At 70.6% G+C, this 15,712-nt stretch carries 17 protein-coding genes and 1 tRNA gene; 4 read left to right on the plus strand and 14 right to left on the minus strand.

Annotated elements, in window-relative coordinates; genetic code table 11:
• Positions 1-184: 184 nt before the first annotated feature.
• The 7 genes from ABZ939_RS06055 to ABZ939_RS06085 form a co-directional block, all read right to left on the minus strand.
• Positions 185-1,060 (minus strand): RNA polymerase sigma factor SigF, encoded by an 876-nt coding sequence (locus tag ABZ939_RS06055; RefSeq protein WP_361849780.1) that lies wholly within the window; start codon positions 1,058-1,060, stop codon positions 185-187.
• A 159-nt stretch (positions 1,061-1,219) separates the two neighbouring features.
• A complete protein-coding gene (locus tag ABZ939_RS06060; RefSeq protein ID WP_361849782.1) occupies positions 1,220-1,513 on the minus strand; it encodes a Dabb family protein in 294 nt (97 codons plus the stop codon).
• A 23-nt stretch (positions 1,514-1,536) separates the two neighbouring features.
• The gene (locus ABZ939_RS06065; RefSeq protein WP_175439350.1) at positions 1,537-1,701 is read right to left on the minus strand and encodes a hypothetical protein; all 165 of its coding nucleotides are present in this window, start codon (positions 1,699-1,701) and stop codon (positions 1,537-1,539) included.
• Between the two features lie 455 nt (positions 1,702-2,156).
• Positions 2,157-2,241: transfer RNA gene (locus ABZ939_RS06070), tRNA-Ser, on the minus strand.
• Positions 2,242-2,297: 56 nt separating this feature from the next.
• Positions 2,298-2,726, minus strand: coding sequence for a tRNA adenosine(34) deaminase TadA (tadA, locus tag ABZ939_RS06075; RefSeq protein WP_361849993.1), 429 nt, complete (start codon positions 2,724-2,726; stop codon positions 2,298-2,300).
• A gap of 155 nt (positions 2,727-2,881) precedes the next feature.
• A complete protein-coding gene (locus tag ABZ939_RS06080; protein ID WP_361849784.1) occupies positions 2,882-3,415 on the minus strand; it encodes a hypothetical protein in 534 nt (177 codons plus the stop codon).
• A 229-nt stretch (positions 3,416-3,644) separates the two neighbouring features.
• Positions 3,645-3,842, minus strand: coding sequence for a hypothetical protein (locus tag ABZ939_RS06085; RefSeq protein ID WP_361849786.1), 198 nt, complete (start codon positions 3,840-3,842; stop codon positions 3,645-3,647).
• Positions 3,843-3,929: 87 nt separating this feature from the next.
• Between ABZ939_RS06085 and upp the strand changes: the two genes are divergently transcribed.
• Positions 3,930-4,565 carry a uracil phosphoribosyltransferase gene (upp, locus tag ABZ939_RS06090; RefSeq protein ID WP_361849788.1) on the plus strand — a complete coding sequence of 212 codons (636 nt, stop codon included), beginning with the start codon at positions 3,930-3,932 and terminating at the stop codon, positions 4,563-4,565.
• A gap of 7 nt (positions 4,566-4,572) precedes the next feature.
• Here the strand turns inward: upp and ABZ939_RS06095 are convergent, their stop codons facing one another.
• Both ABZ939_RS06095 and ABZ939_RS06100 read right to left on the minus strand, forming a co-directional pair.
• Positions 4,573-5,205, minus strand: a complete 633-nt coding sequence (locus ABZ939_RS06095) for a LytR C-terminal domain-containing protein (RefSeq protein WP_361849790.1) — start codon at positions 5,203-5,205, stop codon at positions 4,573-4,575.
• Between the two features lie 115 nt (positions 5,206-5,320).
• Positions 5,321-5,617 carry a type II toxin-antitoxin system VapB family antitoxin gene (locus ABZ939_RS06100; RefSeq protein WP_009067182.1) on the minus strand — a complete coding sequence of 99 codons (297 nt, stop codon included), beginning with the start codon at positions 5,615-5,617 and terminating at the stop codon, positions 5,321-5,323.
• Positions 5,618-5,714: 97 nt separating this feature from the next.
• Between ABZ939_RS06100 and ABZ939_RS06105 the strand changes: the two genes are divergently transcribed.
• A complete protein-coding gene (locus tag ABZ939_RS06105; protein WP_361849792.1) occupies positions 5,715-7,283 on the plus strand; it encodes a helicase HerA-like domain-containing protein in 1,569 nt (522 codons plus the stop codon).
• Between the two features lie 207 nt (positions 7,284-7,490).
• On the opposite strand, the gene ABZ939_RS06110 is transcribed toward ABZ939_RS06105, so the two are convergent.
• From ABZ939_RS06110 to ABZ939_RS06125, 4 genes are all read right to left on the minus strand, one after another.
• Positions 7,491-9,053, minus strand: coding sequence for a M28 family metallopeptidase (locus ABZ939_RS06110; protein WP_361849794.1), 1,563 nt, complete (start codon positions 9,051-9,053; stop codon positions 7,491-7,493).
• A gap of 115 nt (positions 9,054-9,168) precedes the next feature.
• The gene (locus ABZ939_RS06115; protein WP_361849796.1) at positions 9,169-9,762 is read right to left on the minus strand and encodes an HhH-GPD-type base excision DNA repair protein; all 594 of its coding nucleotides are present in this window, start codon (positions 9,760-9,762) and stop codon (positions 9,169-9,171) included.
• 222 nt (positions 9,763-9,984) lie between these two features.
• A complete protein-coding gene (locus ABZ939_RS06120) occupies positions 9,985-10,560 on the minus strand; it encodes an alpha/beta hydrolase (protein WP_361849797.1) in 576 nt (191 codons plus the stop codon).
• A 358-nt stretch (positions 10,561-10,918) separates the two neighbouring features.
• The gene (locus ABZ939_RS06125; protein WP_361849799.1) at positions 10,919-13,189 is read right to left on the minus strand and encodes an excinuclease ABC subunit UvrA; all 2,271 of its coding nucleotides are present in this window, start codon (positions 13,187-13,189) and stop codon (positions 10,919-10,921) included.
• 156 nt (positions 13,190-13,345) lie between these two features.
• On the opposite strand from ABZ939_RS06125, the gene ABZ939_RS06130 reads away from it, so the two are divergent.
• Positions 13,346-14,131 (plus strand): TetR/AcrR family transcriptional regulator, encoded by a 786-nt coding sequence (locus ABZ939_RS06130; RefSeq protein WP_361849801.1) that lies wholly within the window; start codon positions 13,346-13,348, stop codon positions 14,129-14,131.
• Here ABZ939_RS06130 and ABZ939_RS06135 read toward each other — a convergent pair.
• Positions 14,103-14,894, minus strand: a complete 792-nt coding sequence (locus tag ABZ939_RS06135) for a TetR family transcriptional regulator (protein ID WP_361849803.1) — start codon at positions 14,892-14,894, stop codon at positions 14,103-14,105. The two genes, ABZ939_RS06130 and ABZ939_RS06135, sit on opposite strands and share 29 nt — an antisense overlap.
• Before the next feature lie 164 nt (positions 14,895-15,058).
• Between ABZ939_RS06135 and wrbA the strand changes: the two genes are divergently transcribed.
• Positions 15,059-15,667, plus strand: coding sequence for an NAD(P)H:quinone oxidoreductase (wrbA, locus tag ABZ939_RS06140; RefSeq protein WP_361849805.1), 609 nt, complete (start codon positions 15,059-15,061; stop codon positions 15,665-15,667).
• Positions 15,668-15,712 lie beyond the last annotated feature (45 nt).

The following is a 15,712-nucleotide window of genomic DNA, read 5'->3' on the forward strand; positions in this document are numbered from 1 at the left end:
CACCTGAATACCGGAGGCGGGGCTGCGGCAAACGCGGTTCCAGCAGAATGTCACATGTCGGCAACACGCTGTAGTGACATGTCGACATGGCGTGGGTGAATATCCGCAGGAAACAAGGGGTGTACGGCATTTGGGCCGCCGGAAAGCCCGTCAGAACTGCTCCGAACCGGTCTACCCGTTTCAGCTACGCCTCGATCCTGTTTGCGGATCTCAATCGGGCGAAGCTCCGGGCGAGGAGCCTTGACACATGCATCTGCGAGACGCCGAGTTCCTGACTGATCTGGGACTGCGTCAGGTTGCTGTAGTAACGGAGCATCAGGATCCGCTGCTCGCGCTCGGGCAGCTGGACGAGCAGATGCCGTACGAGATCCCGGTGTTCGACGCCGGCGAGCGCCGGGTCCTCGTAGCCGAGCCTGTCGAGCAGTCCGGGCAGCCCGTCGCCCTCCTGGGCGGCCTCCAGCGAGGTGGCGTGGTACGACCGCCCCGCCTCGATGCAGGCCAGTACCTCGTCCTCGCCGATCTTCAGCCGCGCGGCGATCTCGGCGGTGGTGGGGGAGCGCCCGTGAGCGGTCGTCAGATCCTCGGTGGCTCCGTTGACCTGGACCCACAGTTCGTGGAGTCGGCGCGGTACGTGCACGGTCCGCACGTTGTCGCGGAAGTAGCGCTTGATCTCGCCGACGACGGTGGGCATGGCGAAGGTCGGGAACTGGACGCCGCGGTCCGGGTCGAAGCGGTCGATGGCGTTGATCAGGCCGATGGTGCCGACCTGGACGACGTCCTCCATCGGCTCGTTGCGGGAACGGAAGCGGGCGGCCGCGTAGCGCACGAGCGGGAGGTTCGCCTCGATCAGCGCCCCGCGCACCCGGTCGTGCTCCGGACTGCCCGGCTCGAGCCCCTTGAGCTGCCCGAAGAGCACCTGGGTGAGCGCGCGGGTGTCGGCGCCCCGGCTGGACTGGGGCCGGGTGCTCTGGGGCCGAGTGGGCTGCGGCCGCGGGCGCGGGGCGTCCGGGTCGCCGGCCTCGTTCTGGGGCGGGACCTGAGGCGCTGTACTGGCCGGCACGTTCACGCCACCCCTTAGCTGGTCAACTACGGTCAACTCATCCGTCAAAAGCGGTCATAGCATCACAAGACATGTCCACTGTGTGCAAGCACCGCATAGCCTCGTGTTGGCGACAAAAAGCCCCCCGCCGTGAACGGCGGGGGGCTGGAAGGCGGAGGGCTAGAACGCGTAATCCGCGATCACCCACGTGGCGATCTCACGCCACAGGGCGACGCCCGCCTGGTGGGCCGGGTGGTCCAGGTAGCGCTGGAGCGCATCGGCGTCGTCGACGGCGGAGTTGATGGCGAAGTCGTACGCGATCGGCCGCTCGGAGACGTTCCAGCCGCACTCCCAGAAGCTCAGCTCCGGGATCTCCTTCTCCAGCCCGTCGAACGCCTCCGCGGCGGCCACGGCACGCGGGTCGTCCTTCGCGATGCCCTCGTTGAGCTTGAACAGGACCAGATGGCGGATCACAGCAGGACTCCTCGTCGGTGGTTCTAGTTGACGAGTTCGGTCATGAACTCGCCGACGCCCTGTGCGGCGGACGATATGCCCTCGAACCCTACCTGGACGAGATCGGCGGCCCTGTCGGGGGAATTGATGATCGTGTACAGCACAAAGACCACGAGCGCGTACAGCGCGACCTTCTTCGCTTGCGCCATCTGCCGCGCCTCCCCTGTCTGCACCCCTGCGTGGACGCGTGAGTCTAACCGAGCCACTTCAGCCACTTCACCGGGTCTTTATGGACCAAGGACCCTGAGATCGGGGCCTTTTGCCGCCCCCCGGAAGGGTGACGGCAGAGCAGTATGGATGTCGAGCCCGGCGGATCTGGCAGGAATCCGCGGGGCCGAGGAACCGGCCCTCACTGCGGGGTCCACGCCGCGAGCTTCCCCCCTGACCGCGGCGCAGGACTTGCAGGACCGGTTCTCATCGGGGGGAGCGGCTTGTCCCCCCGATGCCGCTCCCCCCGTCCGACGAAGAGGCCCCGGCCGCGCGCACAGGCGCGGCCGGGGCCTTCTGTCCGTCAGGAGACCTGTCAGGGGACCTGTCAGGAGGTCCGTCCGAAGGGGAGTACGCCGAAGGGCCCGGTGCATCGCACCGGGCCCTTCGATCGAAGCGGTAGCGGAGGGATTTGAACCCTCGGTGACTTGCGCCACACTCGCTTTCGAGGCGAGCTCCTTCGGCCGCTCGGACACGCTACCGAGAGAGAGCTTAGCCCAAAGAGGCCCCAGCGATGAAATCCATATCGCCGTGCAGGTCAGCGGGTGCGGAAGAAGGCCGTGAGCTGCGCCGAGCACTCCTCGCCGAGAACGCCGTGGATCACCTCGGGACGGTGGTTGAGCCGCCGGTCCCGTACGAGGTCCCAGAGCGAACCGGCCGCGCCCGCCTTCTCGTCGAGCGCGCCGAACACCACCCGGTCGACCCTGGACTGCACGAGCGCCCCCGCGCACATCACGCAGGGCTCCAGGGTCACGACGAGCGTGCAGCCGGTCAGCCGCCACTCGCCGGTCTTCGCCGCGGCCCGGCGCAGGGCCAGGATCTCGGCGTGGGCGGTCGGGTCGCCGGTTGCCTCGCGCTCGTTGTGCCCGACGGCGAGGACCGTGCCGTCCGGGGCCAGCACGACCGCGCCGACCGGTACGTCACCGGTCGGCACGGCCTGTTCGGCCTGGGCGAGAGCGAGCCGCATGGTCTCCCGCCAGGGGTCCCGTACGGGATCGGGCGTCCGATCCGGTACGGGACCGGGCCCGGGGCCGTGTCCCGGACCGGGGTCGGGGTCGGGGGTGGATACGGGGTCGGGGCCGGAGTCGGGGGTGGATACGGGGTCGGGTACTGCCTCTGTCACTAGCGAACGGTCTCCAGCACCTCCGCGGCGCCCAGCGCGTCCGCGATCTCCGCCAGCACGTCGCTCTCCAGCGCCAGCAGTCTCTTCTCGGACAGGCCGAGATCCGCGAGGATCAGCCGGTCGCCGACCGGCGCGGCCGGCACGGCGTCGGCGGCCGGGCCCGTGTCCTCGTCGTCGTCCTCACGGTCGAGAGGCTCGCCGTCCTCCGTACCGTCGAGGTCGAGCGCGTCCAGGTCGTCGGCGTCGCCGTCCTGGTCGTCGCCGAGCAGTTCCTTGGTGAGGATCTCCCCGTACGAGGAGCGGGCGGCGGCCGCCCCGTCCGACACGTAGATGCGAGGGTCGTCCTCGCCCTCGATCCGGAGGAGCCCGAACCAGGCGTCCTCCTCCTCGATGAAGACGATCACCGTGTCGTCGTCGACCGCGGCCTCGCGGGCCAGTTCGGTCAGATCCGACAGGGTCTCCACATCGTCGAGCTCTGTGTCGCTCGCTTCCCACCCGTCTTCGGTGCGCGCGAGCAGTGCGGCGAAGTACACCGTGACTCTCCCACTGATCAGAGGTGTGACGATCCGGCGGTGCGCTCCTGGTGCCCCGCCCAATCGGCATCGTGGCAGAAACAGCGGCTTCAGGAGAGGTCTTCGGCTCTTGCGTCGTGCATCAGTCTGATCGAGACGGCGAACGGGTGGACGCCCGAACAGCGCGTGGCACCGGCGCACGGCCCCGGCGCACAGACGGCGCACGCGCGGTGGGCGGGCGCCGCGGCCGTCACCAGCGGAAGGTCCGCATCCGCATGGCTTGGCGCATCCTGGCCGCCCGCGCGCGCCGGGGCTGGACGCGCTCGCGCAGCGCCTTCGCCTCGTGCAGCTCGCGCAGGAACTGGGCGCGGCGCCTGCGGCGCTCCGCGTCGGTCTCCGGCGGCGTCTCGCCGCCCTGTGCGTCGGCCGGGTCTTGCGGGTCGGGCATGGGCCACACCACCCCACGGACGGGTCCTGTGCCACCACCTTCCCTCCACGGCGTGGGTTGAAGCCAGTGCGGGCTACTGTTGGACCCATGCGTCTCCACGTCGTCGATCACCCGCTGGTCGCCCACAAGCTCACCACGCTGCGCGACAAGCGCACCGATTCCCCGACCTTCCGCCGGCTGGCCGACGAGCTGGTCACCCTGCTCGCCTACGAGGCCACCAGGGACGTGCGCACCGAGCAGGTCGACATCGAGACCCCCGTGACGCCGACGACCGGCGTGAAGCTGTCGTACCCGCGGCCGCTGGTGGTCCCGATCCTCCGCGCCGGCCTGGGCATGCTCGACGGCATGGTGCGGCTCCTGCCGACCGCCGAGGTCGGTTTCCTCGGCATGATCCGCAACGAGGAGACGCTGGAGGCGTCGACCTACGCGACGCGGATGCCGGAGGACCTCTCGGGCCGCCAGGTGTACGTCCTGGACCCGATGCTGGCGACCGGCGGCACGCTCGTCGCGGCGATCCAGGAGCTGATCAAGCGCGGCGCGGACGATGTGACCGCGGTCGTGCTGCTCGCCGCCCCGGAGGGCGTCGAGGTCATGGAGCGCGAGCTGGCGGGCACGCCGGTGACCGTCGTGACGGCTTCGGTCGACGAGCGACTCAACGAGAACGGCTACATCGTGCCGGGCCTCGGTGACGCGGGCGACCGCATGTACGGCACCGCCGACTAGTACGGCTTCAGCACTTACCGGTGGGCGCGGGCTTGGGCTTGTTGAGAGCGACCAGGGCCGCGTCCGCCGTCGCTTTCGGGTCCAGGTTCTTGAACGCGGTCCCGATGATCAGGTCCACGTCCGCCGTGGCGCGCGTGTCCGTCTTGGTCGTGGCGCCCTTCAGCTGGGTGCCCAGGACGGTGAAAGCGCCCTGGGTGGCCTTGGGAGCGCCGAGCAGTATCCCGGCCCCTGGGACCTTCTTGTCGTACGCGGCGGGGGCGTTCCCGATCTTGCCGATGACGAAGCCGCGCTTCTTGAGCTCGTCGGCGGTCGACTTCGCGAGGCCGCTGCGCGGGGTCGCGTTGTAGACGTTCACCGTGATCTGCGCGGGCTTGGGCAGCGCGGCGACGGGTGCCGTCGTCGTCCTGGCGGCGGGCTTGCAGTCGGTGCGGTGACCGGCCGTCGTCCTCGTGTCGTCGTCGCCGCCCGAGAACACGTCGACGAGCTGCAGCGTCCCCCAGCCGGCCGCGCCGAGCGCGACCACGGCGGCCCCGGCCGCGAGGACGATCCTGCGCCGGTGCCGAGGGCGGCGCATGCGAGGGTACTTGTCCCCCGTGATGCGGTACTTTCCGCCCATTCCGGGGGGTGTGAGCATGCTCATGGACGCAGCGTAATGCCGCTGGTCGAGGTTGCCTACTGGATGATCATGTGATCGCGTCCGGATGGGGGAAGAGTCCCCGAAAGGGGTCGGTCCTGTGGGGCCGACCGGCGGATCGTCAGTCCATCTCCAGGACGCGGGCGTGCAGCACCTGCCGCTGCTGGAGCGCCGCGCGCACCGCGCGGTGCAGCCCGTCCTCGAGGTAGAGGTCGCCCCGCCACTTCACGACGTGCGCGAAGAGGTCGCCGTAGAAGGTGGAGTCCTCGGCGAGCAGCGTCTCCAGGTCCAGCTGGCCCTTGGTGGTGACCAGCTGATCGAGGCGGACCGGGCGCGGGGCGACGTCCGCCCACTGCCGGGTGCTTTCCCGGCCGTGGTCGGGATACGGCCGGCCGTTTCCGATGCGCTTGAAGATCACACGGAAAGCCTACCGGGCAAGCGGCTCCCGGCGCAGCCACGCGAACGCAGTGGGATGCTGGGGCAAAACGCCACAAACCCGGATATGGGGTCCTCCGATGAGCGTGAGCGAACAGTCTCCGGCCGCCGAGATCTCGGCGGGATACGCCTTCACCGGGGCCGCGCTCGATCTGGGGGCGCTGCTGTGGGACGGGACGTGTCACCCGGACGCGCAGATCCGTATCCCGCTCCCGATGCTCAACCGCCACGGCCTCGTCGCCGGCGCGACCGGCACCGGCAAGACGAAGACGCTCCAGCTCATCGCCGAGCAGCTGTCGGCGAACGGGGTGCCCGTCTTCCTCGCCGACATCAAGGGAGACGTCTCCGGGATCTCGGCGCCGGGCGTGGAGGGGGAGAAGGTCCGCGGACGGGCCGGGGAGGTGGGGCAGGAGTGGGCGGCGAAGGGCTTCCCCTGCGAGTTCTACGGGCTCGGGGGCATCGGCGCGGGAATCCCGGTGCGGGCGACGGTCACCAGCTTCGGTCCCGTGCTGCTGTCGAAGGTGCTCCAGCTCAACCAGACGCAGGAGCAGTCGCTCGGCCTGATCTTCCACTACGCGGACTCCAAGGGCCTGGAGCTGGTGGATCTGAAGGATCTGCGGGCGGTGGTGGCCTTCCTGGTCTCGGACACCGGTAAGCCGGAGCTGAAGGGGATCGGCGGGCTGTCCACGGTGACGGCCGGGGTGATCCTGCGGGCGATCACCGCGTTCGAGCAGCAGGGCGCGGGCGGGTTCTTCGGGGAGCCGGAGTTCGACACGGGCGAGTTCCTGCGGACGGCGCCGGACGGGCGCGGGGTGGTGTCCGTACTGGAGCTGCCGGCCGTGCAGGACAAGCCGCAGCTCTTCTCGACGTTCCTGATGTGGATGCTGGCGGATCTGTACGGGGATCTGCCGGAGGTGGGGGACCTGGAGAAGCCGAAGCTGGTGTTCTTCTTCGACGAGGCGCATCTGCTGTTCAAGGGGGCGTCGAAGGCGTTCCTGGAGTCGATCACGCAGACGGTGCGGCTGATCCGCTCGAAGGGGGTCGGGGTGTTCTTCGTGACCCAGACGCCGAAGGACGTGCCGTCGGACGTGCTGGCGCAGTTGGGCAACCGGGTGCAGCACGCGCTGCGGGCGTTCACGCCGGACGACGCGAAGGCGCTGAAGGCGACGGTACGGACGTTCCCGAACTCGGCCTACGACCTGGAGGAGGTCCTGACGGGCCTCGGGACGGGCGAGGCGGTGGTGACCGTGCTGAGCGAGTCGGGCGCGCCGACGCCGGTGGCGGCGACGCGGCTGCGGGCGCCGGAGTCGCTGATGGGCCCGATCGAGGCGGGGGCGCTGGAGGCGGCGGTGAAGGGGTCGCCGCTGTACGGGCGGTACGCGGAGGCGGTGGACCGGGAGTCGGCGTACGAGAAGCTGACGGCGGAGCAGCGGGCCGCGGAGGCGGCGGCGGTGGGGGCGGCGGAGAAGGCTGAGGCGGAGAAGGCGGAGGCCGCGAAGGGGGGCCGTACGGCTCCCAAGAAGGACGAGTCGCTCGCCGAGCAGGTGGTGGGGAGCGGGATCTTCACCTCCCTGGCGCGGTCGATCGGCACGCAGCTGGGGCGGGAGATCTCCCGGTCGCTCTTCGGCACGGCGCGCCGGAGGAGGTAGGGGAAGGGGCGGGGTGGGGGATTTCCCCCCCGCCCCTTCCCGAAACTCTGACGAGACCGGGGGCTGCGCCCCCGAACCCCCGCCCTGCGGCAGCTTCGCGCCGGAGGACGACGGGACGGGGCTGCGCCCCGGACCCCTGCGCTGCGGCAGCTTCGCGCGCAGCCCCTTAGGGCCCCGGCCCCCTGGAGGGCCGGGGTCCGAACGGTGTTACTCCGTGACCTCGTGGTCGTGGCCGTCGTGGAGGCCGCCGCCGCTGCCGGCGTCGCCGTCCGTCGGGGTGGAGACGACCGGCTTCTTCAGGGAGCTGATGTCGTGGGCGTAGGTGCCCACGGCGTTGGCGATGATGTCGATGTTGGCGTCGAAGGCCGTCATGTTGATGTTCGACAGGTTGTCACCGGCCGCGTGGTAGTTCACGTCGTACGCGACACCCGCCGTTCCACCGAACTTGGCCGCCTGCGCCGCCGTCTTGATGCCCTCGGCGCCCGTGAACGTACCGCCCGAGGGGATGCCGATCTCGATGAACGGGCCGTAGTCCGAGCGCCCCGTGAAGTCGGTGCCCTCGTGCGGGAGGCCGCGCTTGTCCATGAACTCGTTGATGTCGCGCTCGAGCTGGGCGGAGCCCTCCGGGCCGGGGCCCGCGCCGACGTTGTCCGAGTTGTCGCCGTCGTACACGAACAGGCCGTAGTTCGGCGAGGCGATCATGTCGAAGTTGAGGTAGAGCTTGACTTCCTTCTTGTCCAGCTCGCTCATGTTCGCGACGTAGTGCTCGGAGCCGAGCAGGCCGTTCTCCTCGGCCGACCACCAGGCGAAGCGGACCTTGTTGCGGACCTTCGACTTCGACTCGGCCAGTTCCAGGGCGGCCTGGAGCAGACCGGCGGAGCCGGAGCCGTTGTCGTTGATTCCGGGGCCGGCGGTCACGGAGTCGAGGTGCGCGCCGAGCATCACGGTGTTGGCGGCGTTGCCGCCCTTCGTCTCCGCGATGACGTTGTTGGTGGAGCGCTTCTCCGAGAGCTGACGGATCTCGAAGGAGATGTTCACCGGGCCCGCGGCGAGGTCGCCGGCGAGCTTCTCGCCCTCGGCCTTGGTGATGCCACCGGTCGGGATCTTGCCGGCCGCCGGGTCGCCGAGCGTGCCGGAGAGCGCGCCGTCGGTGTTGTTGTAGATCATCGCGCCCGCGGCGCCCGCCGCGGCGGCGTTCTCCTGCTTCACGGCGAAGGTGCAGCCGCCGCGCTTGATCAGGGCGATCTTGCCGGTGAAGGTCGAGGACGCGAAGTCGCCCGGCTCACAGCCGGTGGTGCCATCGGCGTCGACCGGGACGGCGGCCAGGTCGGCCTTGATGCCGCCGACCGGCGTCGACTTGGTGTACGTCATCGCGGCGATCGCGATGTCGCGGGGCGCCGGGGATATGACGGCGGCCTTCTGGGCCAGCGTCTCGGTGTAGATGAAGTCGAACTTCTGGTACGAGACGTTGTATCCGGCCTTCTTGAGCTGCTGGTACACGTACGCCGCGGAGGCGTCGTGCCCGAGCGAGCCGGCCGCGCGGTGACCGCCGGCCGAGTCGGCAATCGCCTGGAACTTCTGCAGGTGCTTGTAGGCGTCCTTGCCGGACGTCTCGCGGACCAGCTTCTTCGCCAGCTGCGCGGCGTCCCGGGCGGGCTTGGCCCCGGGGTCCGGAGTGGCGGTGGCGGGGGAAGCGGCGGCCAGCAGGAGCGGGGTCGCGAGTGCGGCTGCGGCCAGGGTGGCCGCGGCTCTGCGAGAGGATGCGTTCACAGAGGTCCTTCCCGATGCGAACGAGGTTGAGGGGAAGTTAGCGATCTCGGGGGCTTCCTGTGAACAGTCCTGCGACAATTCATGTCACATTTAGCAGGATTGACATCCGGGCCGCTCAATTACCGGACGATTTGGTCTCTTTTGCGGCGCGCTTCGCCTCCTGCTTGAAGGCGCGGACCTTCGCCAGCGACTCCGGCCCGGTGATGTCGGCGGCCGAACGGTACGAACCGGTCTCGCCGTACGCTCCCGCCGCCTCCCGCCAGCCCTGGGGGCGCACGCCGTACTGCTTGCCGAGCAGCGCGAGGAAGATCTGCGCCTTCTGCACGCCGAAACCGGGCAGCGCCTTCAGTCGGGCCAGCAGCTCCTTCCCGGTCTCCGCGTCCGCCCAGACGGCCTCGGCGTCACCGCCGTACTCGTCGACGAGGAACTGGCACAGCTGCTGGATCCGCTTGGCCATCGATCCCGGATAGCGATGCACGGCGGGCTTGTCGGACAGCAGCGCACCGAAGGCCTCGGGGTCGTACGCGGCGATCTGCCCCGCGTCGAGGTCGTCCGCGCCGAGCCGCTGGGCGATCGTGTACGGCCCGGAGAACGCCCACTCCATGGGCACCTGCTGATCGAGCAGCATGCCGACGAGCGCGGCGAGCGGGGAGCGGCCGAGCAACTCGTCGGCCTCGGGCTGCTGGGCGAGGTGGATCTCGATGGTCATGAATCGATGATCTCGCCCACGCCGGGGCACCGCACGGCCGGTCACCCGATACGGTCAGCCGCGCGCGGAGCGGGAGAGGGGCCGGACGTAGTACCAGGCGTTCTCGCGGAGGGTGCGGGGGCTGTTGTCCGCTCCGGCCTGGAAGGCGCCCCGCCGGCCGCACCGCCGACCACGGTGGTGAGGGCCGACCGGAGGGCAGGTGGGCGCGGTAGGGCGAGGCGGCTACCGCGCCCGCAGCCTCGTCTCCGGGTCCTCGCACCACTGGAGGACAGACGGCCACTCCCCGTACCCGGAGTCCGGGGTGAGGTGGGCGCCGCCCGGGACGACGTCCGTGTCGAGGCCGAGCGGGGTGCCGTAGTGCACGTCGGCGCCCTCGGGGCAGTACGGGTCCCCGGCCGCGTACACGAGCCGGGCCGGGGCCTTGAGCCGTACGGCGGCGAGGTCGAGGCCCTCGGCGAAGGCGGCGATCTCCGGGATGGAGGCCGTCACGGCGGGGGAGGGCGGGGCGACGAGCAGGACCCGGTCGACGGGGAGGCCGTCCGGGGTGCGGGCCGCCGCGTGCAGCCAGAGGAGGACGGACAGGCTGTGTGCGACGACGACGAACTCGCCGCTGCGCGGGGGGTCGAGCTGCACGCGCAGCGCGGCCAGCCAGTCCTCCAGGACCGGCGCGTCCGGCTCGGGGAGCTGGGGGTAGCGGACCTCGTGGCCGCGCTCGGCGAGGCGGCCGGCGAGCCAGTGGTGCCAGTGGCCGGGCGGGCGATGGTTCTGGAAGCCGTGGAGGAGGAGGAAGGTCGCCATGGGGGTGATGGTGCGACGGGGGGCCGGGACGGGTCCAGGTGATTCCAGCCCGTGGACGCGTGACGGGCCACGCGGGGCGCGGGGCTTCCGGGCACGCGGGACGGGCCGCGCGTGGGCACGCGCCTTCCAGGCAGGCGGGACGGGTTGCGCGGGGTACGCGCCTCCGGGCAGGTGCCATACGGGGCACGTTCCTCCGGGCAGCGTGATGGTCGCGCGGGGCACGCGCCTCCGGGCACGTGTCATGCGGGGCACGCGCCTTCCGGGCACGCGTCGCGCGGGGCGGGCTCCTTCAGGCACGTGTCATGCGGGGCCCGTGCCCTTTCGGGCCCGGCCGGAGGTGGCCGGGCCCGGTGGGGCCTCAGGCGCCGACGTACGCCTTGAGGTGACGTGCCGTCAGGGTGTCGGCCTTCTCGACCAGTTCGGACGGGGTGCCCTCGAAGACGATCCGGCCGCCGTCGTGGCCCGCGCCCGGCCCCAGGTCGATCAGCCAGTCCGCGTGGGCCATGACCGCCTGGTGGTGCTCGATCACCACCACCGTGTTGCCCGCCTCCACGAGCCGGTCCAGGAGCGCCAGGAGCTGGTCGACGTCCGCCAGGTGGAGGCCCGTGGTCGGCTCGTCGAGGACGTAGACCGCGCCCTTCTCGGCCATGTGGATCGCCAGCTTCAGGCGCTGGCGCTCGCCGCCGGAGAGGGTGTTGAGGGGCTGGCCGAGGCGGAGGTAGCCGAGGCCGACGTCGTTCAGGCGGCCGAGGATCGTCCGCGCCTGGCCCTTCGCCGTGAAGAACTCGTACGCCTCCTCGATCGACATCGACAGCACCTCGTGGATGTTCTTCCCGTCGAGGGTGTAGGAGAGCACCTCACTGGTGAAGCGCCGGCCCTCGCACTCCTCGCAGACCGAGGCGACGCCCGCCATCATCGCCAGGTCGGTGTAGACGAGCCCGAGCCCGTTGCACTTCGGGCACGCGCCCTCCGAATTGGCGCTGAAGAGCGCTGCCTTGACCCCGTTGGCCTTGGCGAAGGCGGTACGGATCGGGTTCAGCAGTCCCGTGTACGTCGCCGGGTTCGAGCGGCGCGAGCCGCGGATCGGGGACTGGTCGGCGACGACTACACCCTCCCGGCCCGGCAGGTTCCCGTGGATGAGGGAGGACTTGCCGGAGCCGGCCACGCCCGTGACGACCGTCAGGACGCCCGTGGGGATCTCCACACTCACGTTCCGGAGGTTGTGCTGGGTCGCCCCCTCGATGGAGAGCGAGCCGGTCCGGGGCCGTACCTCGGGGCGCAGCTTCGCCCGGTGCGCGAGGTGGTCGCCGGTCAGCGTCCCGGAGGTGCGCAGGCCGGGTACGTCGCCGGAGTAGCAGATCTCGCCGCCCGCCGAGCCCGCCCGCGGGCCCAGGTCCACCACATGGTCGGCGATCTCGATGACCTCCGGCTTGTGCTCCACGACCAGCACGGTGTTGCCCTTGTCGCGCAGCCGCAGCAGCAGGTCGTTCATGCGCTGGATGTCGTGCGGGTGCAGTCCGGTGGTGGGCTCGTCGAAGACGTAGGTGACGTCGGTGAGCGAGGAGCCCAGGTGGCGCACCATCTTCACGCGCTGTGCCTCGCCGCCGGAGAGCGTGCCGGAGGCCCGGTCCAGGCTCAGGTAGCCGAGGCCGATCTCCACGAGTGAGTCGAGGAGCTCGCGCAGATTCGCGAGGAGCGGGGCGACGGACGGGTCCTCGATCCGGCGGACGAACTCCGCCAGGTCGCTGATCTGCATCGCCGAGCACTCGGCGATGTTGACCCCGTCGATACGGGAGGACAGCGCGGCCCGGGTGAGGCGGGTGCCCTCGCACTTGGGGCAGGTGCGGAAGACGACGGCCCGGTCCACGAAGGCCCGGATGTGGGCCTGCATGGCGTCGGGGTCCTTGGACAAGACCGTCCGCTGGAGTTTCACCACCAGGCCTTCGTAGGTGAAGTTGTTGCTGCCGACCTTCACCTTGCAGGACGGCCTGTGGAGGAGGTCCTGCCACTCCTGCTCGGTGAAGTCCCGCAGCTTCGTGTCGGGGTCGTAGAAACCGGAGTGGGCCATGATCTGCCACATCCAGGAGTCGACCGCGTAGCCCGGCACGGTGATGGCGCCCTCGTTCAGGGACTTGGTCCGGTCGACGAGCTCGTCCACGTCGACGTCGGAGATCTGACCGGCGCCCTCGCAGCGCGGGCACATTCCCTCGGGCAGGTTGAAGCTGAAGGCGCCGGAGGTGCCGATGTGCGGGGTGCCGAGGCGGCTGAAGACGATGCGCAGCATCGTGTACGCGTCGGTCGCCGTGCCCACCGTGGAGCGGGAGTTGGCGCCCATCCGCTCCTGGTCGACGACGATCGCGGCGCTGAGGTTGTGCAGTCCGTCCACGTCCGGCCGGCCGAGGCTCGGCATGAAGGACTGGAGGAAGGCGCTGTAGGTCTCGTTGATGAGGCGCTGCGACTCGGCGGCGATGGTGCCGAAGACGAGCGAGGACTTCCCGGAGCCAGAGACGCCGGTGAAGACGGTGAGGCGGCGCTTGGGGAGGTCGACGGAGACGTCCTTGAGGTTGTTCTCCCGGGCTCCGCGGACCTGGATGACGTGGTGGCTGTCCGCTGCGGCGGGGGTGGTCATGGTGTGCGCCCTCCGATGGTGGTCCCAATCTCCGTACACGGTACTCTATACAGCGTACAAAGTAAGTGGGATCGAGGTCCTGGCCCCGTGCTGACCTCGTCCCAACCTGGTTCTGACCTGGTTCTGGCCAGGTTCTGACCTGCGAAAATGGGTGGCATGGCGAAGGAGCGGAGCAGCGGCGCGGGCGATCCGGCGCGGACCTTGGAGCTGCTGTGGCGGGACGGCTCGGAGGTTCCGGGAAGCCGGCGCGGGCCCCGGCAGGGACTGACCGTCGACGCGGTCGTCGAAGCGGCGACCGGTCTGGCCGACGAGGGTGGGCTCGACGCGCTCACCATGCGCGCGGTCGCCCTGCGGCTCGGCGTCACCCCGATGACGCTCTACACCTACGTTCCGGGCAAGGCCGAGCTGCTCGACCTGATGCTGGACGCCGTCTTCCTGCGGATGCCGCGGGCCGCCTTCGCGGCGGACGAGCCGTGGCGGGAGCGCGTGACGGCGGTCGCCGACGCCAACCGCGCGCTGTATCTGAACCACCCGTGGCTGGCCGAGCTGCGGGTCCACCGGCCGCCGCTCGGGCCGGGGGTGATGACCAAGTACGAGCACGAGCTCGGCGCCTTCGAGGGCCTGGGGCTCGACGACGTGGCCATGGACTCGGCGCTGACGCACGTCCTCGGCTTCGTACAGACAGTGGCGCGGACGGAGCTGGACGCGCGGGCCGTCGAGCGGGAGAGCGTGCTGTCCGACCACGAGTGGTGGGCCGCGCACGAGCCGCTGCTGAACCGGATGCTCGACCCGGACCGCTTCCCGCTGGCGACGCGGGTGGGGGAGGCGTCAGCTGTGGCGTACCAGGGTCTGTACGACGCCGGGCACGCCTACGCCTTCGGCCTCGCGCGCGTACTGGACGGGCTCGCCGCGCTCATCGCCCGAGGTTCAGCAGCGCGTTGAGCCCCGCCTTGAGCTCGTCGGCGGAGAGCTCCTGCTCGACCGACAGGTGGTGCATGAGGCTCGGCGAGAACGGTGCGAGCAGGAGATGGGCGAGGAGCGCGCCGTTCGCCTCGGGCCGCAGCCGCGAGAGCAGCAGGGCGACATGCGTGTGCATGGCGAGGTACGCGCCGCTCGTGTAGCGCGCGCTGGGGGCGGCGGCCTGGGCGGCGAGCAGGAGTTCGCGCTGCTCGATGACCCGGTCGACGAGGGCCTCGAGGAAGGCGTGCAGCCGCTCGTCGGCGGGGGCGCCGGGGCCGAGCGGGGGCGGGCCGCCCATGTACGCCTCCTGGAACTGCCGTTCCCGGTCGTCGAGGAGGGCCCACAGGAGCTGGGCCACATCGCCGAAGCGGCGGTAGACCGTGCCGACGCCGATGCCGCTGGCGTGGGCGACCTGGTTCATGGTGACGGCGCCCGGCCCCACCTCGGCGACGATCCGGGCCGCCGCGTCGAGGATCTTGCGCCGGTTGCGGGCGGCGTCGGCGCGCTCGGGGGCGGCGCGGCCGGTGGTGGGGAGGAGGGTGATCCCGGGGAGGCCGGCGGAGGCGCCCTGCCTCGGGCCCGGTCCGGGTACGTGTCCCCGTCCTGCGCCCGGTACGGGCTCGACCTGCGGGCGTGCGCTAGGTCCCGGCTCTTCCGGTCCTGCGCCTGGTACCGGCTCTTCCGGTCGTGCGCTCGGTACCGGCTCTTCCGGGCCTGATCCCGATCCTGGTTTCTTCGCGCTCATCTCGTCCGCCTGCCCTTCGTTCCCAAGCCCCCTCGGTCCGCCCGTGACACCGAGCATAACGGAGCGCTATCCGGTTCTTCGCGGGTTCCCCTTGCGAAGTGGATCCGTATCCACTTAGGCTCTGACTCGTTGAACCGGAACAGAATCCGCTTAAGGGGCTCGTCATGTCCGTCAAGGTTGCTGTCATCTACTACTCGGCCACGGGGAACGTGCACGAGCTCGCCCAGGCCGTCGCCGAGGGTGCCGAGAAGTCCGGCGCGGAGGTCCGGCTGCGCCGCGTGCCCGAACTCGCCCCCGACGCCGCCATCGACTCGAACCCGGCCTGGCGCGCCCATGTGGACGCCACCGGCGACGTCGAGATCGCCACGCTCGACGACCTGGAGTGGGCCGACGCCTACGCGCTCGGCTCGCCCACCCGGTTCGGCAACGTCGCCGCGCAGCTGAAGCAGTTCGTCGACACGACGGGCGGCCTGTGGCAGCAGGGCGTCATGGCCGACAAGCCGGCGACCGCCTTCACCAGCGCCCACAACCTGCACGGCGGCAACGAGTCGACGCTGCTCGCGCTCTACAACACCTTCCACCACTGGGGCTCGGTCATCGTCTCGCCCGGCTTCACCGACCCGGCGGTCTACGCGGCGGGCGGCAACCCCTACGGCACGGCGCACCCGGGGGCGAACGGCGCCCCGGAGGAGAACGTGCTCCAGGCCGCGCGCTACCAGGGCGCCCGGCTCACGAAGATCGCCAAGCGCCTGAAGGGCCTCGCGGTCGACTGACGCCCCTGGGCGGCTCTGCCGTTCTCTGCTCGACGAGGGCCGGGA

This window comes from Streptomyces sp. NPDC046712 (assembly GCF_040645695.1).
Lineage (GTDB): Bacteria > Actinomycetota > Actinomycetes > Streptomycetales > Streptomycetaceae > Streptomyces.